This window comes from Curtobacterium sp. VKM Ac-1376, assembly GCF_015351025.1.
Taxonomy (GTDB): Bacteria; Actinomycetota; Actinomycetes; order Actinomycetales; family Microbacteriaceae; genus Curtobacterium.
Genome location: NZ_JADKRV010000020.1, coordinates 1 through 16,985, shown reverse-complemented (window position 1 = coordinate 16,985; position 16,985 = coordinate 1). Strand labels below are relative to the sequence as shown.

At 70.7% G+C, this 16,985-nt stretch carries 16 protein-coding genes; 8 read left to right on the top strand and 8 right to left on the bottom strand.

Features of this window, described 5'->3' with window-relative positions; translation table 11 throughout:
* Positions 1–68: 68 nt before the first annotated feature.
* A complete protein-coding gene (locus ITJ56_RS15995) occupies positions 69–1,223 on the top strand; it encodes a low temperature requirement protein A (protein WP_194631620.1) in 1,155 nt (384 codons plus the stop codon).
* A gap of 136 nt (positions 1,224–1,359) precedes the next feature.
* On the opposite strand, the gene ITJ56_RS15990 is transcribed toward ITJ56_RS15995, so the two are convergent.
* The 4 genes from ITJ56_RS15990 to ITJ56_RS15975 form a co-directional block, all read right to left on the bottom strand.
* Positions 1,360–1,917 (bottom strand): DUF421 domain-containing protein, encoded by a 558-nt coding sequence (locus ITJ56_RS15990; RefSeq protein WP_228518072.1) that lies wholly within the window; start codon positions 1,915–1,917, stop codon positions 1,360–1,362.
* Between the two features lie 26 nt (positions 1,918–1,943).
* On the bottom strand, positions 1,944–2,861 hold the full coding sequence (locus ITJ56_RS15985; protein WP_267239051.1) for a cation:proton antiporter: 918 nt from the start codon (positions 2,859–2,861) through the stop codon (positions 1,944–1,946).
* Between the two features lie 353 nt (positions 2,862–3,214).
* A complete protein-coding gene (locus tag ITJ56_RS15980; protein ID WP_228518071.1) occupies positions 3,215–5,047 on the bottom strand; it encodes a BCCT family transporter in 1,833 nt (610 codons plus the stop codon).
* Between the two features lie 55 nt (positions 5,048–5,102).
* On the bottom strand, positions 5,103–5,387 hold the full coding sequence (locus ITJ56_RS15975) for a YrhK family protein (RefSeq protein ID WP_194631619.1): 285 nt from the start codon (positions 5,385–5,387) through the stop codon (positions 5,103–5,105).
* A gap of 312 nt (positions 5,388–5,699) precedes the next feature.
* Here ITJ56_RS15975 and ITJ56_RS15970 point away from each other — a divergent pair, with 312 nt between their 5' ends.
* The 4 genes from ITJ56_RS15970 to ITJ56_RS15955 are packed head-to-tail and all read left to right on the top strand — an operon-like array spanning position 5,700 to position 11,371.
* The gene (locus ITJ56_RS15970; RefSeq protein ID WP_228518070.1) at positions 5,700–7,007 is read left to right on the top strand and encodes an ABC transporter substrate-binding protein; all 1,308 of its coding nucleotides are present in this window, start codon (positions 5,700–5,702) and stop codon (positions 7,005–7,007) included.
* Between the two features lie 25 nt (positions 7,008–7,032).
* On the top strand, positions 7,033–8,004 hold the full coding sequence (locus ITJ56_RS15965; protein ID WP_194631618.1) for a carbohydrate ABC transporter permease: 972 nt from the start codon (positions 7,033–7,035) through the stop codon (positions 8,002–8,004).
* Positions 8,001–8,912: a carbohydrate ABC transporter permease gene (locus ITJ56_RS15960; protein WP_194631617.1), complete on the top strand. Its 912-nt coding sequence runs from the start codon at positions 8,001–8,003 to the stop codon at positions 8,910–8,912. The genes ITJ56_RS15965 and ITJ56_RS15960 overlap by 4 nt, the downstream gene beginning before the upstream one ends.
* Positions 8,913–8,923: 11 nt before the next feature.
* Positions 8,924–11,371 carry a TIM-barrel domain-containing protein gene (locus ITJ56_RS15955; RefSeq protein ID WP_194631616.1) on the top strand — a complete coding sequence of 816 codons (2,448 nt, stop codon included), beginning with the start codon at positions 8,924–8,926 and terminating at the stop codon, positions 11,369–11,371.
* A 108-nt stretch (positions 11,372–11,479) separates the two neighbouring features.
* Here the strand turns inward: ITJ56_RS15955 and ITJ56_RS15950 are convergent, their stop codons facing one another.
* The 4 genes from ITJ56_RS15950 to ITJ56_RS15935 are packed head-to-tail and all read right to left on the bottom strand — an operon-like array spanning position 11,480 to position 14,763.
* Positions 11,480–12,526, bottom strand: a complete 1,047-nt coding sequence (locus ITJ56_RS15950; protein WP_194631615.1) for a LacI family DNA-binding transcriptional regulator — start codon at positions 12,524–12,526, stop codon at positions 11,480–11,482.
* A gap of 53 nt (positions 12,527–12,579) precedes the next feature.
* The gene (locus ITJ56_RS15945) at positions 12,580–13,293 is read right to left on the bottom strand and encodes a GAF and ANTAR domain-containing protein (protein ID WP_194631614.1); all 714 of its coding nucleotides are present in this window, start codon (positions 13,291–13,293) and stop codon (positions 12,580–12,582) included.
* A complete protein-coding gene (locus tag ITJ56_RS15940) occupies positions 13,290–14,003 on the bottom strand; it encodes an ANTAR domain-containing protein (RefSeq protein ID WP_228518069.1) in 714 nt (237 codons plus the stop codon). Before ITJ56_RS15940 ends, ITJ56_RS15945 begins: the two co-directional genes overlap by 4 nt.
* The gene (locus ITJ56_RS15935) at positions 13,996–14,763 is read right to left on the bottom strand and encodes a helix-turn-helix domain-containing protein (protein WP_194631613.1); all 768 of its coding nucleotides are present in this window, start codon (positions 14,761–14,763) and stop codon (positions 13,996–13,998) included. Before ITJ56_RS15935 ends, ITJ56_RS15940 begins: the two co-directional genes overlap by 8 nt.
* A 214-nt stretch (positions 14,764–14,977) precedes the next feature.
* On the opposite strand from ITJ56_RS15935, the gene ITJ56_RS15930 reads away from it, so the two are divergent.
* The 3 genes from ITJ56_RS15930 to ITJ56_RS15920 form a co-directional block, all read left to right on the top strand.
* Entirely contained in the window at positions 14,978–15,283 is a 306-nt protein-coding gene (locus ITJ56_RS15930) for a hypothetical protein (RefSeq protein WP_194631612.1), read from the top strand.
* Positions 15,277–16,320: a helix-turn-helix transcriptional regulator gene (locus ITJ56_RS15925; RefSeq protein WP_194631611.1), complete on the top strand. Its 1,044-nt coding sequence runs from the start codon at positions 15,277–15,279 to the stop codon at positions 16,318–16,320. The genes ITJ56_RS15930 and ITJ56_RS15925 overlap by 7 nt, the downstream gene beginning before the upstream one ends.
* Positions 16,321–16,455: 135 nt before the next feature.
* Positions 16,456–16,985: fatty acid desaturase family protein (locus ITJ56_RS15920; protein ID WP_194631610.1), on the top strand; the 530-nt coding region annotated here is incomplete at its 3' end.

The following is a 16,985-nucleotide window of genomic DNA, read 5'->3' as shown; positions in this document are numbered from 1 at the left end:
TGGTCGACGAAGACCGACCACGACCTGTGCGCTGGCGCCGCGACGGGCAGGGTCCTACCGTTGCACCCATGCCGACGATCGGACTCCGCCGGATGGCGCCGCGGGACCCGGACCAACGGCACCGGGCCGCGAGCCCCCTCGAGCTGCTGTTCGACCTGGTGTTCGTCGTCGCGGTGGGCTTCGCGGCGACGAACCTGCACGCGATCGAGGTCGAGGGGCACGTCACCTCGGCGGCCCTGTCCTACGGCCTGGTGTTCTTCTCGATCTGGTGGGCGTGGATGAACTTCACGTGGTTCGCCACGTCGTTCGACACCGACGACTGGCTGTACCGCGTGATGACGTTCGTGCAGATGGCGGGGGTGCTCGTCCTCGCCGCCGGGGTGCACTCGGCCATGGTCGACGACGACTTCACGATCGGGATCATCGGCTACGTCGTGATGCGACTGGCGCTCGTCGCCCAGTGGGTCCGCGCCGCGGCGTCGTCCAGCCGCTACCGGGGGACCGCGATGCGGCGCGCGATCGGGATCACCGTCGTCCAGGTGCTCTGGGTGGTCTCGCTCGCCCTGCCCGACGCCCTCTGGCCGTCCGCGGCGCCGTTCCTCGTGCTCGCCGAACTGCTCGTGCCGATCTGGGCGCAGACGTCGACCGGCACGGCCCCGTGGCACACGCGGCACCTCGCCGAGCGGTTCTCCCTGTTCACCCTGATCGTCCTGGGCGAGGGCCTGGTCGCCTCGGCCGGTGCCGTCATCGACGCCCTGGACCACACCGAGCACCTCGGGTCCCTGCTCGCACTCGCGGGCTGCGGCCTCGTGATCACCGTCGGCATGTGGTGGATCTACTTCTCGCGCGAGCAGCACGCGCACATCCGGTCGCTGCCGACGGCGCTCGTGTTCGGCTACGGCCACTACTTCGTCTTCGCCGCCGCCGGGGCGCTGCCGGCCGGCATCGAGGTCGCCGTCAGCGCCGATGCCGGCCGCGTCGACCTGTCGTCGGCGTCGGTCGCCGCGACGGTGGCCGTGCCGGTCGCGGTCTTCGTGCTGTCGATCTGGGCGCTCGCGATCCGCCCGTCGCTGTCGGTCCGCGCGAACCTGGTGGTCGTGGGGCTGACGCTCGTGGTCCTCGCGTCCATCGCGCTGCCGGCCGTGTCGCTGCCGGTGACGGCGCTCGCCGTCGCGGCGGTCGTCGTGACGCTCGAGGTCGCGTCCGCGCGGTCCGACACCTGACCGGGCGGCGGACGGGAGGCGCGGTGCGGGCCCGCACCGCGCCTCCCGTCCGCCGTCGGCCACGTCGACGGACCGCGGCCTGTTCCGGAGACGCCTGCGCCGCTGCTCCTCGCGATGCGCCGATCGGCGCTCGAGGTCACGGCACCTCGTCGAGGGCGGAGCCGTCACCGAACTGCTGCTCGGTGATCACGCTCAGGGTCCCGTTCGTCTCGAGGAGCACCGCGGCGACGTCCGTGACGTCTCCGATCCCGCTGCTCCGGATCGCCTGGAACACCTCGGACCGGGCGAGGCGGTTCTTCCGGAGCGCCTCGGTGTCGATCCGTCCGTGTGACAGGACCAGGGCTGGTCGGGCGGTGACGACGCTGCGGAAAGCCGGGACCCGCGAGGAGAGCAGCGCGAGGACGAGCTGGAGGCCGGCGAGGAGCGCGAGCGCCAGCGCGCCTTCCGCCCACGAGACGTCCTTGCTGAGCAGGATCGTCGCCAGCGTCGAACCGAGTGCCACCGTCACGATGAAGTCGAAGGCGTTCAACTGACTGAGTGTGCGCTTGCCGGAGATCCTGATCACACAGACCACCAGGGCGTACGCCGCGACCCCGATCAGGAGGATCCGCCCGAGGGCACTCCAGGTGTCGAACCACATGATCTGCTCTCCCTCGTCCGTGGGCCCGGTGCGGCGGCGTCCGGCGCGGGCCATGGTAGCGACGCGTCGGGATCACGGACTCAAGCGGTGTCGACAACCGCCCGCTGCTCGCGGTCCTCCCGGGCGCTGCGGCGACCGAAGGCATCGGCGATGGGGACGTCCGTGGAGGAGTGCGCCACGATCGACAGGACGACCGCGACCACGATGACGTGGAACAGCATGCCCGCTTCGGGTACCGCGCTGTCCAGGACCAGCAGGCCGTAGAGGACACTGGCGAATCCCTTCGGGCCGAACCATGCGACCGTCAGGCGTTCCCACCGGTCCAACCCACTCCGCAGGAGCGCCACCCCGACGGCGACGGGCCGCGCGAGGACGAGCAAGAGGATCGCGAACAGGTACCCGGGCAGCCCTACGTCGCCGAGGATCGCGGGGCTGATCAGGGCACCGAAGACGAGGATGGCGAGCAGCTTCACCAGCTCGCTGACAAGCTCGCCGAACTCGTGGAACGCGTCTCTCGTCTGCGGCGCGATGCTCGCGATCGTGATCCCCGACGCGAAGGCGGCGAGGTAGAGGTTGCCGTCGAGTTGGTGCGCCAGACCGAAGGTCAGCAGCCCCACGGCGACCGGTGTGAGCGTCGCGTACAGCGGCGTCGCGGTGATGAACGGCAACGCGAACAACAGCCGCACGAGCACCGGGATCCCCACTCCCAGGGCGATGCCGAGCAGGAGCTCACCGGCGAGCGCCCACGGGTCGGTCCGCTGCCCGGAAGCGACGGCGAGGAACACCAGGACGAGCGGGAGTGCCAGGCCGTCGTTCAGGCCGGATTCGACGTTGAGCAGGCTCCTGGTGCGGGCGGGGATCTCCTTGCGGCCGACGATCGCGGAGGCGAACACCGGATCCGTCGGCGCGAGCACCGCTGCGACCAGGAGCGCCTGCGGCCAGGACAGCCCGAGGAGCCACACACCGAGCACGGCACTGACCGCCAGGGTCAGCGGCAACCCGAACAGCAGCGCACGTCCGGGGGAGCCGCCATGCGCGCCGGAGGTCGCGGACCCCGATCTGCTGCCCGTCCGTGAAGAGCACCGTGAAGAGGGCGATCTCGGAGATCGTGTTCACGATCGGATCGTCCGGTGCCAACTCGATGACGTCCGTCACCCCGGAACCCAGCACGAACCCCGCCACCAGGAACAGGACGGTGGTCGAGACGATCGTTCGTCCGGCCACGGCGGAGATGGCGACGGCGACGACCAGCACGACGGCGAACGACACGAGCAGATCCACCCCTGCAACCCTGGTCCTGCTCCGAGTCGTTGTCCGCAGGACCGCGCCGAGTGGATCGCGCCTCGCGGCGTCAGGCGGGTCCGTCCTCCGTGCGGCGAGGGCCGCTCTCGTTCGCCGGGGTGGAGTCGAGGGTCGGGTCGACCGCGGGGTCCGGCGAGATCGTCTCCGTCCGGACGGCGGAGTCTTCGAGCGATCCGGGGTCGACCGGCGGCGCCCCCGCTGCCCGCCCTCCGCGCACGCGGTTCCGCACCGCGGCCCACGGACGGCCGAGACCGGACCGCGGCGTTCGCTCCGCCGGCGCTTCGACCTCGAGCCCGTAGTAGGCGCCGACGTGCTCGAGCAGGACCTCGCGCTCGGCCTTGTCGTAGGCCCGTCGTTCCCGGGTGAAGGCGATGATCGTCGACCAGCACGTCAGCAGCAGGACGACGCTGAAGGGCAGCGCGGTGGTGATCGCCGCCGTCTTGAGCGCGTTCAGTCCGCCGCTCAGGAGCAGCGCCACCGCGAGCAGGGCGGAGACGCCGGCGAAGAAGACCCGCAGCCAGTTCTTCGGCTCGATGTCCCCACCCGACGCGATCATGGCCATCACGAGGGAGCCGGAGTCCGAGGACGTCACGAAGAAGACACCGATGAGGAGGATGGCGCCGAAGGTGAGCACCATGCCGGCGGGCAGGCCACCGAGCAGCGTGAACAGGGAGCCCTCGAGGTCGACCGAACCGTCGGCACCGACCAGCCCGCCGGTGCCGTCGGTCTCGCGGTGGATGGCGGCACCGCCGAGGACGGCGAACCACAGGAACGTGAGCGCGGTCGGGACCAGGAGGACGCCGAACACGAACTGGCGGACCGTGCGCCCCTTCGAGATGCGGGCGATGAAGACGCCGACGAACGGCGCCCACGACATCCACCAACCCCAGTAGAAGGTGGTCCAGGCACCCTGCCAGGCCACGCCCTCTGCACCCTGCTGCGCGGTGACGTTGAACGACAGACCGACGAGGTTCTGCAGGTAGGAGCCGATCGACTGCACGAAGTCACGGAGCAGGAACTGCGTCGGACCGACGATGAGCACGAACAGCAGCAGTGCTGCGGCGAGCAGCAGGTTGAAGTTCGACAGGATCTTCATGCCCTTGGTGACGCCGGTGACGAGCGAGACGATCGTGACGGCGGTGATGACCGCGATGATCGCGATCTGGCTGACGATGCTGCTGTCGGCGATGCCGGCGCTCTCGAGCCCGGCGCCGATCTGGATGACGCCGAGGCCGAGCGAGGTCGCGACACCGAACAGCGTGCCGACGAGGGCGATCACGTCGATGAGGTTGCCCCAGCCGCCGCGCACGCGGTTGCCGAGCAGCGGTTCGAGGGCCCAGCGGATCGACACCGGGCGGCCCCGGCGGTGGATCGCGTAGGCCAGGGCGAGGCCGAGCACGACGTAGATCGCCCACGCGTGCAGGCCCCAGTGCAGGAACGTCTGGGTCAGGGCCTGCTGCGCGAGCTCGTTCTCGGTGCCGGTGACGCCGGGGCGGGGGGAGGCGAAGTGGCTGAGGGGCTCGGAGACGCCGTAGAACACGAGCCCGATGCCCATGCCGGCGGCGAAGAGCAGTGCGAACCACGACCCGGTCGAGAACTCGGGCTCGTCCTGGTCCTTGCCGAGCTTGATGTCACCGAAGCGGCTGAACCCGACGAACAGTGAGAAGCCGACGAAGAACGCGGCGATCAGCACGTAGTACCAGCTGAAGTTCCTGACGATGCCGTCCTGCAGACCGAGGAACATCGCCTCCGCCGTGGACGGGGAGATCAGGGTGAACGCCACGAACCCGAGCACGATCACGGCGGCGGGCCAGAACACCCACCGCCGCAACTGCGGAGTCGTGGTGACGGGGTCGGGCAGGGGTGGAGTGGTGCGTTCCATGCAGTCCATGGTGCCTGCTCGCGATCCTGTGTGTTCCACCAGACGCGCCTTGCGGTCAGAAGTCGCGGGCCGTCTCGTTCGGGCTGCCCCCACCGGCCCGGCCGAGGTGCACGCGACGGGACAGCCGGATGAGCGGGCGGACGAGGAGCTGGATGCTGCCGATCAGGAACAACCAGGTCCCGGTGGTGGTGGTGCTCTCCGAGAAGAAGAGGATGCTGCCGACGACGAACCAGAGTGCCACCATCACGTCGTTGATGATGCTGATGGTCTCGTACACCCCGCGGATGCGGAGTTCGTCGTGTCCGACGCGCAGCGCGACGTCCTGCTCGTCCTGTGCCATGCCCCGATCCTGTCAGGACCGGACCGTGTCCCGGTTGATGTGCCGCTGCTGTGCGTCCTGTCTGCTGCGTGCTGCGTGCTGCGTGCTGCGTGCTGTTCGTGCACGGTTGCCGGCCACACATCCGGCCCGCGACCGCGCACCGGGTGCGGGTCGGAGCACGGTGCGCGGACGGGAGGCGCGGTGCCGGCTGGCGACGCGCCTCCCGTCTGACGGGCCTGCGATCACCGCCACGCGCGATTACAACGTTGACGTACGCTTTACAGCGCTGTAAACAGGAGCCTGCGCGACGATGCGCGACGAGGGAGAGACCCGATGGTGGGAAGCAGGACCGCAACACTCCAGGCAGCGGTGAGTCGGCGGGGGTTCCTCGCCGGTGCGGCCGGTGGCATCGCACTCGGCACGATGGCGCTCGCCGGGTGTGCGACGCCCGGTGGTGCCGCGAGCGGTGCCACGACGCTCCGCTTCTACGAGCAGAAGCAGGAGGTCATCGCGTACTTCGACAAGCTGCTCCGGACGTTCGAGCAGGGACACCCGCGCCTGTCCGTCGTGCACGACACGACGGGCGCGATCGCGCCGCAGTTCGTGCGGGGGGAGCCGGCCGACGTCGGCTGCTTCAACGACAACCTCGAGCTGGCGCGCTACATCTCGCGTGGCGTCCTCAGTGACCTCAGCGACCTTCCGTCGGCAGCACGCGTCCGTCCCGACATCGACACCCTGACGAACCAGTACGCCAAGTTCGAGGACCGCACGAGCGTCCTGCCGTACTCGCTCGCGGCTGCCGGCGTCATCTACAACAAGCGGATCTTCGCCGATCACGACCTGCCCGTCCCGACGACCTGGGACGAGTTCGTCGAGGTCTGCCGGACCCTGCAGAAGGCCGGCATCACCCCGATCTACGCCACCGACCGCGACACGTGGACGCTCTGGCAGGGCCTGTTCGACTACTCGGTCGGCAGCCTCGTCGACACCGGCGCGTTCTTCCGGAAGATGAAGGCCCTCGGCACCGACGTCGGCCCCGACTCCGAGGTGTCCTTCGAGAAGGACTTCGCAGTGCCGATGGAGCGCGCGAAGACGATCTCGTCGTTCTTCAACCGCGACCACGCCACTCGCGCCTACGCCGACGGCAACCTCGCGTTCGGCAGGGGCCAGGCTGCGATGTACCTGCAGGGCCCGTGGGCGCTCGGGCAGATCGCCCTCATCGACGAGAAGCTGCCCGTCGGCACGTTCGCGCTGCCGGTGTCGAACGACCCGGCGGACCGGAAGGCGCGCGTCAACATCGACCTCGGTCTCTGGATCCCGACCGCATCGGAGCACCCGGACGAGGCGAAGGAGCTCGTCGAGTTCCTCATGCAGCCCGACGTCATCGACGCGTACAACCGCGACAACCTGGCGTACTCACCCACGAAGGACGCGCCGCCGCAGCAGGACGAGCGCCTCGCCGGGCTGCAGCAGTACGTCGACGACGCCGCGTTCTACCAGGGCGCCGGCACCTTCATCCCCACGTCGATCCCGCTCGGGAACTACCTGCAGTCGGCGATCCGGAGTGGAGACTTCACCTCGATGCTGCAGCGGCTCGACTCGGACTGGCGGCGTCTCGCCGGCCGTTCGGCGACGGTCTGAGCCGGACCAGGACACAGGAGCTCCCATGACCATGCAGACCCCGCTCTCCCGCGACACCGACCCGGCGACGTCCGGGCCCGTGACCGCGGCCTCCCGCACCCACCGCCGTCCGGGCTCTCGCGCTGTCGGCTCGCTCAGCCGCACCGAGGGCATGTACTACCTGTTCCTCGTGCCGGCCCTCGTGCTGTTCACGGCGTTCGTCGTCGCCCCGGCCTGCGTCGGTGTCTTCTACAGCTTCACCGACTACCTCGGCTTCGGGCAGTGGGACTTCCTGGGCCTCGAGAACTACCGGGCGCTCGTCTCCGACCCGGCGATCCTGGCCTCGTACGGGTTCACGCTCGGCTTCGCGGTGGTGACGGTGATCGTGACGCAGGTCATCGCCCTGACACTCGCGATCGCGCTGGCGAAGCGGATCCGGTTCGCCGCAGGTCTGCGCTCGATCTTCGTGATCCCGATGGTGATCTCGGGGATCGTCGTCGCCTACGTGTTCAACTTCCTGTTCGCGAACACGGTGCCGGCCATGGCCACGAGCATCGGGTTCGGGCCGCTCGAGCAGAGCATCCTCGGCGACCCGAACCTGGCGTGGCTCGCGATCGTCATCGTGTCCGCCTGGCAGACGGTGCCCGGCGCGCTGCTCATCTACACGGCCGGCCTCACCTCGATCCCCGAGGAGCTCTACGAAGCCAGCTCCCTCGACGGCGCGACCGGCTGGAAGCAGCTGCGAGCGATCACGCTCCCGCTGCTCGGAGGCTTCATCGTCATCAACACGGTGCTCGGCGTGAAGGGCTACCTCGGCGCGTACGACGTCATCGTCGGGCTGACCAACGGCGGCCCGGGGAGTGCGACGAGCAGCGTCGCGATGACCATCTTCGGCGGCTTCACCGGCGGCGACTACGCCTACCAGATGGCGAACGCGACCGTCTTCTTCATCATCACCGTCCTCATCTCCGTGCTGCAGCTCGCGGCGACCCGCGGAAGGAACCTGCGACTCGCATGACCGCCATCGACACACGACCCCCGACCGACACCCGCGCCCTGACCACCGGCGGCCCCGGCCGATCCGGACGCAGCCGCCGCCGTCGCCTCGGCGGCACGAACTGGCCCCTCACCGTCGTCCTCGGCCTCGCGTCGCTGACCGTGCTGATCCCGCTGTACGTGACCCTCTCGATGGCGTTCAAGACGACCGAGCAGTCCGTCGACGGCAACGCGCTCTCGCTGCCGTTCCCGCTCAACCCGGGTTCGTTCGCCGAGGCCTGGCAGCTCACCCGGTTCCCGGTCTCGTTCTCGGTGTCGCTCGGCGTCGCGGCGCTCACCGTCGTCGCGACGTTGCTGCTCAGCTCGTTCGCCTCGTACGCGATCGTCCGGAACTGGCACAAGCGGTTCTTCCGGTACTCGTTCGTGTACCTGCTCGCGGCGATGTTCCTGCCGTTCCCCGTGGTGGCGCTGCCGCAGATCAAACTGACCGCCGAGATGGGGCTCGACAACCCGATCGGCGTCGGGATCCTCCACGCCATGTTCCAACTGTCGTTCAGCGTGCTGCTGTACTCGGCGTACCTGCGGTCCATCCCGGTGGAGCTCGAGGAGAGCGCCCGCATCGACGGGGCGTCGACGTGGCAGATCTTCTGGCGGATCATCCTGCCCCTGCTCGGCCCGATGAACGCGACCGTCGGCATCTTCGCGTTCCTGGCGTCGTGGAACGACTTCATGATGCCCTCGCTCATCACTGCGGACCCGGGACTGCAGACCCTGCCCGTGGTGCAGAACATCTTCCAGAGTCAGTTCGGCACCAACTACAACGTCGCCTTCGCCTCGTACCTCATGGCGATGGCACCGACGATCATCGTCTACCTGTTCGCGCAGCGCTGGGTCATCAGCGGTGTGACGCAGGGCGCGGTCAAGAGCTGAGAGGCAACCACGTGAGCACGACCAGCACCACTGCCCTTCCCACCATCCGCCCGTTCCCGGGGGCGGACCCGGTCGCAGACCCCGCGGCCGTCGTCTCGGGCGACCACTGGCGCGTCACGGTCCTCGACGCGGGCGCGTTCCGCGTCGAGTGGAGCGACGACGGCGCGTTCGAGGACCGCGCCTCGACCTTCGCGATCCGTCGCCGGCTGCCCGTGCCGACGTTCACCGCAGAACGGACCGGCGGACCCACCGGCAGCGACGGTACCGGCACCGGCGTCGTCATCACCACCGAGCGTGCCCGCCTGCGCTACGACGGCCGCCCGTTCAGCCCGAGCGGCCTCGTCGTCGAGACCACCGGCCCGGACGCCAACCGGTGGCGCTGGGGCCAGGAACCGCGCGACCTCGGCGGGACCGGCCGGACACTCGACGACGTCGACGGCCGGATGCCGCTCGAACCGGGCATCCTGGCGCGGGACGGCATCACGGCGCTCGACGACAGCGAGTCGTTCCTGTTCGCGGACGACGGCTGGATCGGCACCAGGGCCCCCGGTCGGCGCGACGTCACGGTGTTCGCGTACGGCCGCGACTACGCCGCCGCACTCCGGACCTACCACGCCGTCGCCGGAGCCCCGTCGCGGATGCCGCGCTGGGCGCTCGGCAACTGGTGGAGCCGCTACCACCCGTACAGCGACACGTCGTACCTCGAGCTGCTGGACCGCTTCGCCGACGAACGGCTGCCGTTCTCGGTGGCGGTCATCGACATGGACTGGCACCGGGTGGACTCCGTGCCGCCGCGCTTCGGCAACGGCTGGACCGGCTACTCCTGGGAGCCGTCGCTGTTCCCGGACCCGTCGGCGTTCCTCGCCGAGCTGCACCGACGCGGGATGCGCACGACGCTGAACCTGCACCCTGCCGATGGTGTCCGTGCCTTCGAGGACGCCTACCCCGCCGTGGCGCGGGCGATGGGCATCGACCCGGAGAGCGAGCGGCCGATCCCGTTCGACCCCACGGACCGCCGGTTCCTGCAGGCGTACTTCGAGCAGCTGCACCGGCCGCTCGAGGAACAGGGCGTCGACTTCTGGTGGATCGACTGGCAGCAGGGCCGCGAGACCGGGCTGCCCGGCGTCGACCCGCTCTGGCTGCTCAACCACTTCCACCTGCTCGAGTCGGCGCGACACACATCATCGAAGGCCGCCGATGCGGACGTCGGCACTGGTACCGGTACCGCCGCCGACGGGCCCGTCGACGGCATGACGTTCTCGCGCTACGCCGGACCGGGCAGTCACCGGTACGCCGTCGGCTTCTCCGGCGACGCCGTCGTCTCGTGGGCGTCCCTGGCGTTCCAGCCCGAGTTCACCGCCACCGCCGCGAACATCGGCTACCCGTGGTGGAGCCACGACATCGGCGGGCACACGCGCGGCATCCGCGACGACGAGCTCGCCACCCGCTGGGTGCAGTTCGGGGTGTTCTCGCCGATCATGCGTCTGCACTCGGCGAACAACCCGTTCATCCGCAAGGAGCCGTGGGTGTTCCCGGCCGAGGCCCGCGCGGCGATGGGCGACGCCCTCCGCTTCCGGCACCGCCTGGTGCCGTACCTGCACACCATGAACCACCGCACCGCCGAGGGGACCGCGCTCGTCCGCCCGCTGTACCACCTCGAACCGCGCCGGGACGAGGCGTACCGGGTGCCGAACACCTACGCCTTCGGGTCGGAGCTGCTCGTCGCACCGATCGTCACACCGCGCGACCCGGTGAGCCTGCACGGGGTGGCAAGGGCGTGGCTGCCGCCGGGCACGTGGACCGACGTGTTCACCGGCACGGTCTACGCCGGTGACCGCTTCGTCGACCTGTACCGCACCCTCGACACCGTACCCGTCCTGCTCCGCGCGGGCGGACTGCTCCCGTTGGCTGCCGAGGACCAGCTCGACGCCACCGCGAACCCGACGGCCTTCGAGGTCCTGGTGGCACCCGGCGCAGCGGGGGAGTTCACCCTGGTCGAGGACCGCGAGGGCGAGGGCGGCCGGACCGCCGACACGCGGCTCACGTGGGACCCCGAGCGCGCCGAGTTCCGCGTGCACGCCACCACCGGCGCCACGGACGTCGTCCCCGCCCACCGGGACTGGCGGATCACGTTCCTCGCCGCCCCGGCCGACGGGCAGCCGACATCAGCCGGCACGGAGGACCGGTTCTCCGTCGACCTGTCGGTCGACACCGCGTCGGGCGGCGTGCTGACGCTGACGGGTCCACCGGTCGTCGGCATCGACGCGCGGGACGCCGTCCGGCGTGCCCTCGAGGGCGCCCAGGCCGGCAACCCGGAGAAGCTCGAGGCGTGGGAGGTCATCGCGAAGGACCTGCCCCGCGCGGACCGCATCGTCGAGCTCGGCACGGTCGGCCTGCCCGACGCCCTGCGGGACGTCGTCGTCGAACTGCTCGGCAGCGTGCACCCGGGGGAGCGCTGACCGGGCCGCACTGCTGGTGCCACCACGCGCCCTGCGGCTGACGACGGGGCGGACGGGAGGCCCGTGGCGGCGCCGCCACGGGCCTCCCGTCCGTCCCGTCCCCAGCCGTCAGGCGTCCTGGTGCGCCACCCGGTCGGCGCTGCCGTCCGCGAACGGCGCGCTCTCGCCGACCAGCAGGCGGTGCCCGACGGTGACCAGGCGGCCGGGCACGTCCGCTCCGTCCATGCGCTCCACGAGCAGGTCGAGTGCGGTGTCGGCGAGGGCGACGGTGTCGGGGGCGACCGACGTCAGGCTCGGCACCAGGCTCGAGCCGAGCCCGACGGCGTCCCAGCCGACGACCGCGACGTCGCGGGGTGCATCGAGGCCACGCAGCCGCATGGCACGGAGGACTCCGACAGCGGCGAGGTCGTCACGGCAGAGCAGGGCATCGAGCCGCAGCCCGGCGTCGAGCGCAGCACCGAAGGCGACCTCGGCTCCGGCGGCGTCCCCGACGGCGCGGGGGACGAGGAGCGTGTCGTCGACGGGCAGGCCGGCGGCGGCGAGCCCCGTGCGGTACCCCTCGATCCGCAGGTCCGACGTGCGCGACCACCGGCCGGTCTCGTGGCCGAAGAACCCGATCCGCCGGCGTCCGAGCGCGACGAGGTGGGCGACGGCCTCCGCCGCGGCGCCGGCGTTGTCGATGACCACCTGATCGGCGTGTGGCGGCCGGACGTCCTCGCCGAGGAACACCACGGCGGTGTCGCCGCGGATCCGGTCGATCGCCTCGGGCGTGAGCACCTGCGGGTGGATGACGACGCCGTCGACCACACCGGCTTCACGGCCCCGCACCGCCGAGCGCTCGCCGTCCGGATCGCCGCCGGTCTCCTCGAGCAGCAGCTGGTAGCCGCGGTCGGCGCAGACCCGTGAGAACACGTGCGCGAGCTCGGCGAAGTACGGCCGTCGCAGGTCCGGGAACGCGAACGCGAGCATGTTCGACCGGCCGGTGGCGAGCGACCGGCCCGAGACGTTCGGCCGGTAGCCGAGTTCGTCGATCGCGGCCTGCACCCGGATCCGCATCGGGGCACTGACGTGCCGGTACCCGCGGACGACGTTGGACACGGTCTTCATCGACACGCCGGCGTGCGCGGCGACGTCCTGCAGCGTGACCTTGGCCATCCGCTCACCGTAGTGGGCGGGATGGGCGCCCGGGCGACTCGTCGGGCCGCTCGTCAGGGGACGAGTCGGCGCTGCACGATCGCGCGGGCCACCTCGGAGAGCGGCTCGTGGTGCTCGAGCGCGTACCCGCGCATCACAGCGAAGGCGTCCTCGATGGAGACACCGCGGAGGTACGACACGACGCCCTTCGCCTGCTCGATGACCTCACGCGAGCCGATCGCGCGCTTGAGCTGGGCGCGGACCACGTCCTGCTCGCGCAGCGTGCGCTCGTGCAGGATGCCGATCGTCGCCACGTCGGCGAGGGCCCGGGCGATGCGGAGGTCGTCGTCGGCGAGGGCTCCCGCCGAGGCGCCGAACAGGTTGAGCGCCCCGATGACGTCCGACCGCAACCGCAGCGGCACGGCGTGCACGGCGCGGAATCCGAGGCCCAGCGCCCCGGCCCGGAACACCGCCCACTCGGTCGGCGCGTCGGTGATGTCCGGGCAGGAGACGGAACGTCCGGTGGAGAACGAGGTCATGCACGGCCCGGCGTCGGCGTCGAGCTGCAGGACCTCGACGAGCCGGCTGGCCTCGGAGGTCGAAGCCACGACCTCGAGCTCGCCGTCGTCGTTCGCGAGCAGGATGCCGGCGGCGTCGATGCCGAGCACGTCGGCGCACGTCTCGACGAGCGTCTGGAGGAGTTCGACGACGTCGTAGCCCTCGACCAGGGTGTCCGTGAGGGTCGTGAACGTCTCGACGATCCTCGTCTCCCTGCCTGCTCTGCTCACTGGACCTTCTCGATCAGGTCGCCCCGTTTCTCGAACCGGACCGTGCCGTCGAGGATCTCTTCGGCCACCTGCCGCATCGAGGACCTCCGCGCGAAGGCGTGGCCCTGCAGGATCAGGTAGGCGTCGTCCGGGCTGATGTCGAGCTGGGCGAGCACGACCCCGGTCGCCTGGTGCACCACCCGCCGCGACAGCGGGCTGCGGTCGAGGAGCGCGTCGTCGTCGTCCGCGATGGTGCGGATGACGCGGCGCAGGACGCGGCGACTCGCGGCGGACGCGAGCGTCATGGCCTGCTGCACCGACTCGTCGTCGAGGGCCGCCGGCTGCGGGACGTACAGATCGACGGCCCCGAGCGGAAAGGGGCCGAACGCCACGGGGAACGCGAACACCGCGCCGACGGGCTGGTCACGGACGGCGTCGTTGAACGCGGGCCAGGCAGCGTTGGGACGTCCGATGATGTCCGGCTCGAGGACGGGGGCGTCGGCGGACAGGGCCGCCCAGCACGGCCCCTCGGACAGGTCGAACTGGATCTCGTCCACGCGGTACGCGACGTCGTCCGTCGCGGAGACCGTCTCGCTGGGGCAGAGCGGGCCGAAGGTCGAGAGCGAGACACCGCCCAACGGGAGCGCGAGCGCGAAGGGGCGACTGAGCTCGTCATCGGCCATCTCGGCCGACCGGAGCGCGCGGAGTGCACGCTCGTATGCGTCATCCATGGGCGCCTTCCCTGCCGGTGTTCGATCCTACGCCGTCGGTCCCGCTCGAGCGTCCGGGAGGCCCGGCCCGCCAGGCCGGCAGCTCCGCCGCCGGGTACGACCCCTGGTGGTCCTGCACCCGGAGCAAGGTGTCCATCGCGACGAGGCTGACTCCCGTGGTCTCGCGGACGATGGTGCGCACGGCGTTGCCCAGGAGGAAGGCGATGAGGTCCTCGCTGCCGCCGTCCGGTCGGTAGTCGCGCCATGGGCCGGCACCAGCGCGCTGGAGTGCTCCCGCGAGCACCGACTTCGGGTCGTCGACGTCGACCTCGCAGTCCAGCACCAGGCGGAACCGCCGCTGGTCCGCGTCCGACAGGGTCGCCGCCCGGTCCTCGTCGTCCTCGGGGACGAAGGAGCGCAGGGCCGACGACGGTGCGATCCCGTAGGCCGCGCGGAACGCCGCTGCCATCCGGCCGGCATTGCTGAACTGCCAGCGCTCCGCGATCTCGGCCACGGTGCTGCGGTCCCGTCCGTCCGACGACGCCTGCAGGTCCCGGCGAACGCCCTCGAGCCGGACCGCACGCAGGTACATCCCGGGGGGCTGCCCGAGCTCGGACTGGAAACGCTTCTGCAGACTCCGCGGGGACAGGTGGACCGCAGCAGCCACATCCGCGACGGTGATGTGCGTCGCCGCACGCTCGTGCAGGAACCGGAGCGCATCACGGACCGAGCGTGAGAGCCGCTGTGGTCCGTGGTCGATCGCGGGGCTCTCGACGCTCATGCACCGACCGTACGACACCTGCGGCGCACACGCTCCCATCCACCGGGGATCGACCGGATCGGATGATCCACCCAGCGCATCCCGAAGTCAACCCCTGCCTCGACGCAAACTGTCCTGCGCATACTGAAAGTGTCTCGTGCACTGCTGGTTCAGGCAGTGCGCCACATCGGACCAACAGGGAGGCGCGATGGGACACGTACGGGGAACCGCGACCATGACGAACGACACGACCGCGTGGCGGCAGATCGTCCACAGCGACCGGATCCGGGCCCTCGGGGCGACGGACCCGACCGACGTCCGGGTCCAGCCCGTCGACGCAGGGTGCTGGCGCGTCGTCGACGCCGCTGCCGCGTGGGACGACCCGGACATGCTGCTCGGCTTCATCGAGCGCACGGCCGACGGCTTCGAGTGCACGCTCATGGCATCGCTCCACCAGCACGAGCGCACCGCGACGCTGCAGGACGCCCACGCCTACTTCGAGGACTGCTGCGGCCAGTACCCGGAGGAGGCGCCGTGCTGACCGCGGTCCACGGAACCGAGGACGCACGGACCGTCACCGCCCGGATCGACGGTCGGCGCCGTCGGACCGAGCGCTCCGGCACCGACCCGGTCTTCGCCGCAGGGGTCCTGGCGCGGGCCGGTCACGGCCGCGACGTGGTCTTCGACACCGAGGACGACCGCTTCCGGCTCCCGTTCCGGTTCCGCTACCGGACGCGGCGGGACGGGCACGTCAGCCTGGTCACGGTGGCCGTGACGTCAGGCTTCTCCGGCGTGTTCGAATCCGCCGACCGGGTCATCGTCGGCTGGTCGAGCACCGGTGGCGTGCGGATCGCGCTCGACGGCGCGGTCGTGCTCGAGAGCCGCCCCGCGGCACCGGTCCTCATGCCGACCGTGGGGACGTTCTCCGTGCACGCGCCGAAGGGCACCCTGCAGCTGGTCAGCATCGACCGCGTGCTCGTCGACCGGGTGTCCGAGCGACTGCGCGGCACCGCACCGGTGCTGCCGGTGCGCGGCGCCGAGCCCGACCGCGAAGCCCTCGAGGTCCTGCGCAGGAGCGTCGAGGCGGTCGCGGTGACGGTGACCCGGGACGGCGCGACCCGTGAGGCCAGGGCCGGTGCCCAGGTGGCGCTCGTGGAGGCCGTCCTCGGTGCCTTCGGTGCCAGGGACGCCGACGTCGCCCTGCGGTCCGTCGCACCGTCCACGGTCGAGCTCGCCGAGGCGTACCTCGACGGCCACTGCGGTCAGGTCCTGTGCCTCGCCGACATCTGCGACGCCGTCGGCGTGAGCCCGCGGACGCTGCAGACGTCGTTCATGCGCGAACACGGTGTCTCGCCGATGACGTTCCTGCAGCGGATGCGGCTGGACCGCGTGCACGCCGCGCTGCAGTCCGGAAACCGTCACGAGACGAGTGTCAGCGAGGTCGCGGTGGAGTGGGGGTTCCGTCACCTCGGCCGGTTCTCCGGCACGTACTTCCGGCGTTTCGGAGAGTACCCGGGGCAGACGTTGCGCGCCTCGTCCGGCCGGTGCGCAGACGGTCCCGAGCGTCGCGCGGTGTGACGCTGAGGGGCAGCTGTCGTGTTCCGGACACCTCGGTCAACACGCAACTTCGGCACTTAGGGTCGGTGCCAAGCGCACTCGCGTGAACTCCCTCGAACCGGTTGAAGGACCGATCCGTACCGGAAGGCGGTCTTCGTGACCACCACTCCGCTCGCAGCGGGATACACCCGCACTCGTCCCGGCACGGGGGCCCGCAAGGGCACCTCGACCTACTCCGCGCTCCTCGCGCAGGTGAAGGACAACGGCCTCCTGCGCCGTCGTACCGGTTTCTACTGGGCACTGTTCGGCAGCCTCGTCGGCACGCTCGCCCTCGCCTGGGTCGTGTTCGCGTTCCTCGGTGACTCGTGGTTCCAGCTCATCGTCGCCGGTGCGCTCGGGGTGCTGTTCACCCAGTTCGCGTTCCTGTCGCACGAGGCTGCGCACCGCCAGGTCTTCGCGTCGCAGAAGTGGAACGACCACGCCGGCCGCTGGCTCGGCACGTTCCTCGTCGGGCTCAGCTACTCGTGGTGGATGAACAAGCACACCCGGCACCACGGCAACCCGAACACCGTCGGTAAGGACCCGGACATCGCCCCCGACACCCTCCGATTCATCCCGGAGGACGCCGCCGCCGTGAAGAGCGGCGCGATGAAGACGTTCCTGCGGTTCCAGGGGTGGCTGTTCTT